Source organism: Kitasatospora sp. NPDC001225 (assembly GCF_053597855.1).
In genome coordinates this window covers 23,901-30,343 of sequence record NZ_JBSFJC010000102.1, presented here as the reverse complement: position 1 = coordinate 30,343, position 6,443 = coordinate 23,901, and the positions used below count along the sequence as shown (strand labels likewise).

The window sequence follows — 6,443 nt, the reverse complement described above, 5'->3', positions numbered from 1 at the left end:
GCAGGGGGGACCCTGTGGGAGAGTAGGACGCCGCCGAACAATTCTTCAGAAGAACCCCCATCCGGGTCCCGGATGGGGGTTCTTCGCGTTTTCAGACTGTCTCACCGGTCGGTGTCACTTCCTCCACTCACAGGTGGTCCTAGGTCTACCTCGGTTTTGGGGTGCCATGGCCAGTGTGGGTGATGGACGGTTCGTGAAGACTGATGGAGGACGATCGGTACCGGCATCAGGAGCTTCCCGTGACAACAGTGAGTCGTACGAGCGGCGCGTCCGTACGTGCTCAGGCCCAGGCGGCCTTCAAGGCCGGCGGTGAGGGGCTGGCGCGGCTCGGTGTGGTGGTGTTGGCCGCGGTGCCGGGAGTGGTGCTGCCGGTGGGCGCGGCGATCTGCTCGGGGGCGGTCACGGCCCGGCTCCTGCAGTCGTACGACCTGGGCGTCTTCCTCTCGCTCCTGGTGGCAGCGACCGTCGGCGCCGTGGTGGCCGCGGCCAGCATCCGCCGTACCGCGAACCGCACCCGCGGCCAGCTGGAGCGCTGGTTCGGCGTCCGGCTGCCGGCGGTCTACGAGCCCCGGCCGGAGCTGGAGCTGGACGGCCGGGGGCACTGGTGGACGGGCTACACCTACCACCGGTCGCGGACGGTGGCGAAGTACGTCCAGGTGGTCCACTGGGGCCTGCGGGACCGGACCACCCGCGCCGAGCTGCTCTGGCTGCTGGCGAACCCGTTCCTCGTGGTGGCCCTGGCCGGCCCGGTGGCCGTCCTGCTCGGGCTGGGCGTCGCCTACATCCTGGCGGGGCCGGTGCCGGCGGACGGGTTCGGCCCGTTGAGCAGCCGGATGGTGGCCGTCCTGCTGAGCGCCGTGCTCGGGGCCGCCATGATCGTCGCGGGCATACTCGCGGCACCGTACGCGGTGCGGGGGTACGTGGAGGCCGCCCGCCGGGTGCTGGACCAGGACGGCCGGGCGACGAACGCCCAGCTGACCAGGCGGGTGGCCGAGTTGACCGAGACCCGGGCGGACGCGGTCGGCAACCAGGCCGCCGAGCTGCGGAGGATCGAGCGGGACCTGCACGACGGCGCCCAGGCGCGACTGGTCGCGATCGGGATGACGCTGGGCACCATCGAGCACCTGATGGACACCGACCAGGAGGCCGCGCGGGAGCTCCTCGCCGAGGCCCGCCAGTCCTCGGCCCGGGCCCTCCAGGAGCTGCGGGACCTGGTGCGCGGCATCCACCCGCCGGTGCTCGCCGAGCGCGGGCTGGGCGACGCCGTCCGGGCGCTGGCGCTGGACAGCGCCCTGCCGACCGAGGTGTGCGTGAGTCTGCCGGACCGGCCGCCGGCGCCGGTGGAGGCCGCCGTGTACTTCAGCATCTGCGAGCTGCTGGCCAACGCGGCCAAGCACTCGGAGGCGGAGCAGGTGTGGGTGGACATCCTCTACCGGGCCGGCTTCCTGCGGGTCACGGTGACGGACGACGGGGTGGGGGTGGCGGACCCTTCGCGGGGGACCGGACTGCGCGGGATCGAGAAGCGATTGGGTACCTTCGACGGTGTCCTCTCCATCGACAGCACGTCGGGCGGACCCACCACCATCACCTTGGAGTTGCCGTGCGAGTTGTCCTCGCCGAGGACCTCTACCTCCTTCGCGAAGGCCTGATCCGGCTGCTGGAAGCGCACGGCTTCACCATCGCCGCGGCGGTGGAGACCGGGCCCGAGCTGTTGGACGCGCTGCTGACCCACCGGCCGGACGTGGCCGTGGTCGATGTCCGGCTGCCCCCGACGCTCACCGACGAGGGCCTGCAGGCGGCGCTCAAGGCCCGTCGGGAGATCGCGGGCCTGCCGGTGCTGGTGCTGTCGCAGCACGTCCAGCAGCTCTACGCGCGGGAGTTGCTGGCCGACGGCACCGGGGGGATCGGCTACCTCCTGAAGGACCGGGTGTTCAACGCCGGGCAGTTCATCGACGCGGTCCGCCGGGTGGCGGCGGGCGGTACGGCGATGGACCCGGACGTGATCGCCAAGCTGATGCAGACCACCTCGCGCCGGCCCGGTCCGCTGCTGCGGCTCTCCCCGCGCGAGCGCGAGGTGCTGGAGCTGATGGCCGAGGGCTGTTCCAACTCGGCGATCGCCGCCCGCCTCTCGGTGAGCGACGGCGCGGTGGCCAAGCACATCGCCAACATCTTCGGCAAGCTCGAACTCGCCCCCGACGAGGACGCCAACCGCCGGGTGCTGGCGGTGCTGACCTACCTCAACGGCACGGCGGGGCAGACCGGCTGACGATCCGGCGGCGCCTCCGTTCCGGCCCCGCGTGGTGCCGGGGGCCGGGTGCCGGGCCGCCGCACTGTGACACCCCAGGCTGTGGGCACGCTAAACACCTGTACGAGTAAACTCCGGTGAGCCGAGCCCGGAGGTTGCCCAGCCGTCCGGCGGCCCGACCAACGGGGTCCGGCGGCCCGACCAAACGGGACCCGGCAGCCGAGGCAGCGTACGGCAGCAGCCGACATCCAGGGGTTGATAGACGTAATGGCACGCCCAACGCTCACCAAGGCCCATCGGGGCCTGCTCGGCCTGGTCGCGGCCGGTGCCTTCATCATCTCGGGCATCGGCTTCGCGGGTTCGTACAACGCGGTGCGCGACCTGGCCGAGCAGAAGGGTTTTGGCGCCTTCTCCTACGCCTTCCCGATCGGTGTGGACGCCGGCATCGTCGTGCTCCTCGCGCTCGACCTGGTGCTGACCTGGCTGCGGATACCCTTCCCGATGCTGCGGCAGACCGCGTGGCTGCTGACCGTCGCCACCATCGCCTTCAACGCGGCCGCCTCCTGGGGCGACCCGCTGGGCATGGGGATGCACGCCGTCATCCCGGTGCTCTTCGTCGTCGTGGTCGAGGCCTCGCGGCACGCGGTCGGCCGGATCGCGGCGATCACCGCGGACCGCCACATGGAGTCGGTCCGGGTGATGCGCTGGCTCCTCTCCCCGGTGCCGACCTTCCGGCTCTGGCGGCGGATGAAGCTCTGGGAGCTCCGCTCCTACGACGAGGTCATCCGGCTGGAGCAGAACCGCCTGGTCTACCGGGCGCAGCTGCGCTTCCGGTACGGCCGCGGCTGGCGCCGTTCGGCACCGATCCAGGCGCTGCTGCCGCTCAAGCTCGCCAAGTTCGGCGTGCCGCTGGACCCGGCGCTGCTCGACCGGCTCGACGACGACGGCCGGGCGCGTGACGTCAAGGAGGTGCCGGCGGAGCAGGAGACGCCGGGGGTGGCCCCGCAGGAGAACCGCGTCGCCGCGGCCATCGCCCCGGCCGCCGAGGCCCACGCCCAGCAGCCCCCGCACCCGCAGCAGGCACCGCAGGCCGTCCAGCCGGCCGCCCCGCAGGTCCAGCACGCCCAGCCCGACCAGGTCCAGGGGCAGCCGCAGGCCCAGCCCGAGCAGCCGCAGCAGGCGCCCGCTGCCGTCGCCCCGCTGTCCGCCGAGGTCGCCGCGCCGATGCTCGCGAAGCTGGCCGCCGTCCGGCTGCGGGCCGCCCAGGAGCCGGACGCGGCGGCGGAGGCCGCCCCGCAGCCGCGCGGCGAGGAGCTGAACGTCTGGACCGAGCGCCCGGTCCGCACCACCGGCCACCCGACCGACGCCGCCCCGGGCGGTCGGGTGCCCGGGCAGGCCTCGCCCTGGTTCAAGCCCCCGCGCCCGGTCGCCGAGGAGCCCGCCCCCGCCCCCGCCCCCGCCGCAACCGTCGCCCCGGGCCCGGCCCCCGTGCCCGCGCCCGGTCCGCAGGCCCAGCACCCGGTCGGCCCGCAGCAGCGGTCCGAGCAGTTCGAGCAGCCCGAGCAGCCCGCCGAGTTCGCGCAGCCCGCCGAGCTGGCGCAGCCGGTCCCGGCCGCCGAGTCGGCCCGCGCCGAGCAGTCCGCGTTCTCCCCGGCGCCCGCGCGCCTCGACCCGGACGTCGCCTACGCCGCGCTCGTCTCGTACATGGACGCCCACAGCCACCAGCCCGACCCCCAGCGCCTCGCCGACTGGCTGACCAGGGAGTACGGCGTCACCGGCAAGGGACCGGACGGCTCGGTCCACCCCAAGGAGGTCGCCGACCTCTACCCGGAGCTGAACGAGCGCTACGCCGCCGCCGGGCGGGACTGACCGCCGCCGCCACCGTCCAGGGCTCGGGCGGCCATTGACGCCCGATCCCGCCGGAGCTACCTTCGCCTCAACAAACTGTTGAAGCGCTGGTTCGGCATGGGGAGTGCGGATGACACGGGTCGGGGTCGACGGAAACGGGCCGGCGGACGGGGCCTCCTTCTCCACCGGGGCCCGTGCCGCCGTGGAGGCGCTGCTCGCCCCGGTCGACGCCGATCTGGCGCGCCGTTACCCGGGTGAGCCCGGGACCAGGCAGCCGGTGCACACCGTCTACGTCCCGGCCGACGCCTTCGGCGCCGACACCGTGCGGGAGTGGGGCCGCCGGGCCCTGGAGGCCTTCGACCGCCACGCCGCCACCCCCGCCGAACTGGCCCGAGCCCTCGGCGTCTCGGACGACGAGCTGCTCGCCGACGTGCACGCCCGGGTCCGCGCCAAGCTGCAGCGCGAGCCGGTCGAGGACCTGCGGATCGACTTCGAGGACGGGTACGGACCCCGCCCCGACGCCGAGGAGGACGCGGCCGCCGTCCGCGCCGCCGAGCTGGTCGCCGCGGCGGTGGCCGAGGGCGGCGCCCCGCCGTACCTCGGCATCCGGACCAAGTGCATGGAGGCCGCCGTCCGGGCCCGCGGCATCCGCACCCTGGAGCTGTTCCTGGCCACCCTGCTGGCCAACGGCGGGCTCCCGGAGGGCCTGGTCCTGACCCTGCCCAAGGTGACCTACGCCGAGCAGGTCACCGCGCTGGTCCGGCTGCTGGAGGACTTCGAGGGCCGGGCCGGGCTGCCCGCCGGCCGGATCGGCTTCGAGATCCAGATCGAGACCACCCAGGCGATCCTCGGCCCGGACGGCCGGGCCACCGTCGCCCGGATGATCGAGGCCGCCGAGGGGCGCGCCACCGGCCTGCACTACGGCACCTTCGACTACAGCGCCGCCTGCGGCGTCAGCGCGGCCCACCAGAGCATGGACCACCCGGTCGCCGACCACGCCAAGGCGGTCATGCAGGTGGCGGCCGCGGGCACCGGGGTGCGGCTCTCCGACGGTTCGACCAACGTCGTCCCGACCGGCTCCACCGAACAGGTGCACGCCGCCTGGAAGCTCCACCACGGCCTGGTCCGCCGCTCGCTGGCCCGCGCCTACCACCAGGGCTGGGACATGCACCCGGCGCACCTGCCCACCCGCTACGTCGCCGTCTACTCCTTCTACCGCGAGGGCCTGGCGGCCGCCGCCGCGCGGCTGGCCGCGTACGTCGCCAAGGCGGGCGGCGACGTGATGGACGAGCCGGCCACCGCCCGGGCGCTGAGCGGTTACCTGCTGCGCGGACTGGACTGCGGCGCCGTCGACCTCACCGAGGTCACCGCGCTGACCGGCCTGGACCGCGGGCGGCTGAACGCCCTGGCCGGCCGCTGACCCGGCCGCGTCCGACAGTCGGGTCCCGGCCGTCGATCCTCCGGCTCGGCCGGCTCCCGGCCCCCGGCCGTTGATCCCTCCCGTCGTGCGCCAACTAGGCTGGCGGTGCCGCCCCGGTGTCCCGGGGCGCGCGCCGTCAGCCTTCACCGTCCTCGGGAGGACCCCCGCGCCATGTCCGCCACGCCGGAGCCCACCGCCAGGCCGTACCTCACCATCCGGCGGGCCGGCAGCCACGAGACCGAGATCAAGAAGTCCCGGTTCATCTGCCACCTCGCCCGGGTCACCGACGAGGAGGGGGCGCAGGCCTTCATCGCGGGCATCCGCAAGCAGTACTGGGACGCCCGGCACAACTGCACCGCCTTCGTGGTCGGCGACGAGCAGCGCCGCGAGCGCTCCAGCGACGACGGCGAACCCGGCGGCACGGCCGGGGTGCCGATGCTGGAGGTGCTGCGCCGACGCGGGCTGACCGACACGGTCGCCGTGGTCACCCGGTACTTCGGCGGGATCAAGCTCGGCGCGGGCGGCCTGGTGCGGGCGTACGGGAACGCGGTGTCGGAGGCGGTGGACGAGGTCGGCCTGCTGGAGCGCAGGCCGGTCGCGCTGCTCGCGGTGACGGTGGACCACGTCCGGGCCGGGCGGGTGGAGAACGACCTGCGGGCGGCCGGGTACACGGTGAGCGACCTGGCCTACGAGGCCGCCGGGGTGCGGATCGAGGTGGGGGTGCCGGAGCCGGACGTGGCGGACTTCCACACCTGGCTGGCCGAGGCGACCGGCGGTACCGCGGTGGCGGTCCCGGCCGGCCGCACGTACGTCGAGGTGCCGGTCTGACCCGAGGTGCCGCTCTGGCCGCGGGGGCGGGGGGTAGCTCCTGGGCCCCGGGGGTCGGACGATCCGTCGGACGGCCCGTGACCGGCCGTTTCCCGTAGCCCA

5 protein-coding genes are annotated in these 6,443 nt (G+C 74.3%); all 5 read left to right on the top strand.

What is annotated here, in order from left to right; genetic code table 11:
• The first annotated feature begins 239 nt into the window (after positions 1 to 239).
• The 5 genes from ACWDCZ_RS28695 (at position 240) to ACWDCZ_RS28675 (ending at position 6,341) form a co-directional block, all read left to right on the top strand.
• Positions 240 to 1,649 (top strand): sensor histidine kinase, encoded by a 1,410-nt coding sequence (locus tag ACWDCZ_RS28695; RefSeq protein ID WP_449817332.1) that lies wholly within the window; start codon positions 240 to 242, stop codon positions 1,647 to 1,649.
• Positions 1,601 to 2,266 carry a response regulator transcription factor gene (locus ACWDCZ_RS28690; RefSeq protein WP_049659962.1) on the top strand — a complete coding sequence of 222 codons (666 nt, stop codon included), beginning with the start codon at positions 1,601 to 1,603 and terminating at the stop codon, positions 2,264 to 2,266. The genes ACWDCZ_RS28695 and ACWDCZ_RS28690 overlap by 49 nt, the downstream gene beginning before the upstream one ends.
• A gap of 246 nt (positions 2,267 to 2,512) precedes the next feature.
• Positions 2,513 to 4,114, top strand: a complete 1,602-nt coding sequence (locus ACWDCZ_RS28685) for a DUF2637 domain-containing protein (protein ID WP_449817331.1) — start codon at positions 2,513 to 2,515, stop codon at positions 4,112 to 4,114.
• A gap of 109 nt (positions 4,115 to 4,223) precedes the next feature.
• Positions 4,224 to 5,513 carry a DUF6986 family protein gene (locus ACWDCZ_RS28680; RefSeq protein WP_387830903.1) on the top strand — a complete coding sequence of 430 codons (1,290 nt, stop codon included), beginning with the start codon at positions 4,224 to 4,226 and terminating at the stop codon, positions 5,511 to 5,513.
• 171 nt (positions 5,514 to 5,684) lie between these two features.
• The gene (locus ACWDCZ_RS28675; protein WP_049659555.1) at positions 5,685 to 6,341 is read left to right on the top strand and encodes a YigZ family protein; all 657 of its coding nucleotides are present in this window, start codon (positions 5,685 to 5,687) and stop codon (positions 6,339 to 6,341) included.
• Positions 6,342 to 6,443 lie beyond the last annotated feature (102 nt).

What these genes read in the sequence shown, in the direction of transcription:
- ACWDCZ_RS28685 (WP_449817331.1), top strand. Translation starts at nt 2,513, where the DNA reads ATGGCACGCCCAACGCTCACCAAGGCCCATCGGGGCCTGCTCGGCCTG.
- ACWDCZ_RS28680 (WP_387830903.1), top strand. Translation starts at nt 4,224, where the DNA reads ATGACACGGGTCGGGGTCGACGGAAACGGGCCGGCGGACGGGGCCTCC.
- ACWDCZ_RS28675 (WP_049659555.1), top strand. Translation starts at nt 5,685, where the DNA reads ATGTCCGCCACGCCGGAGCCCACCGCCAGGCCGTACCTCACCATCCGG.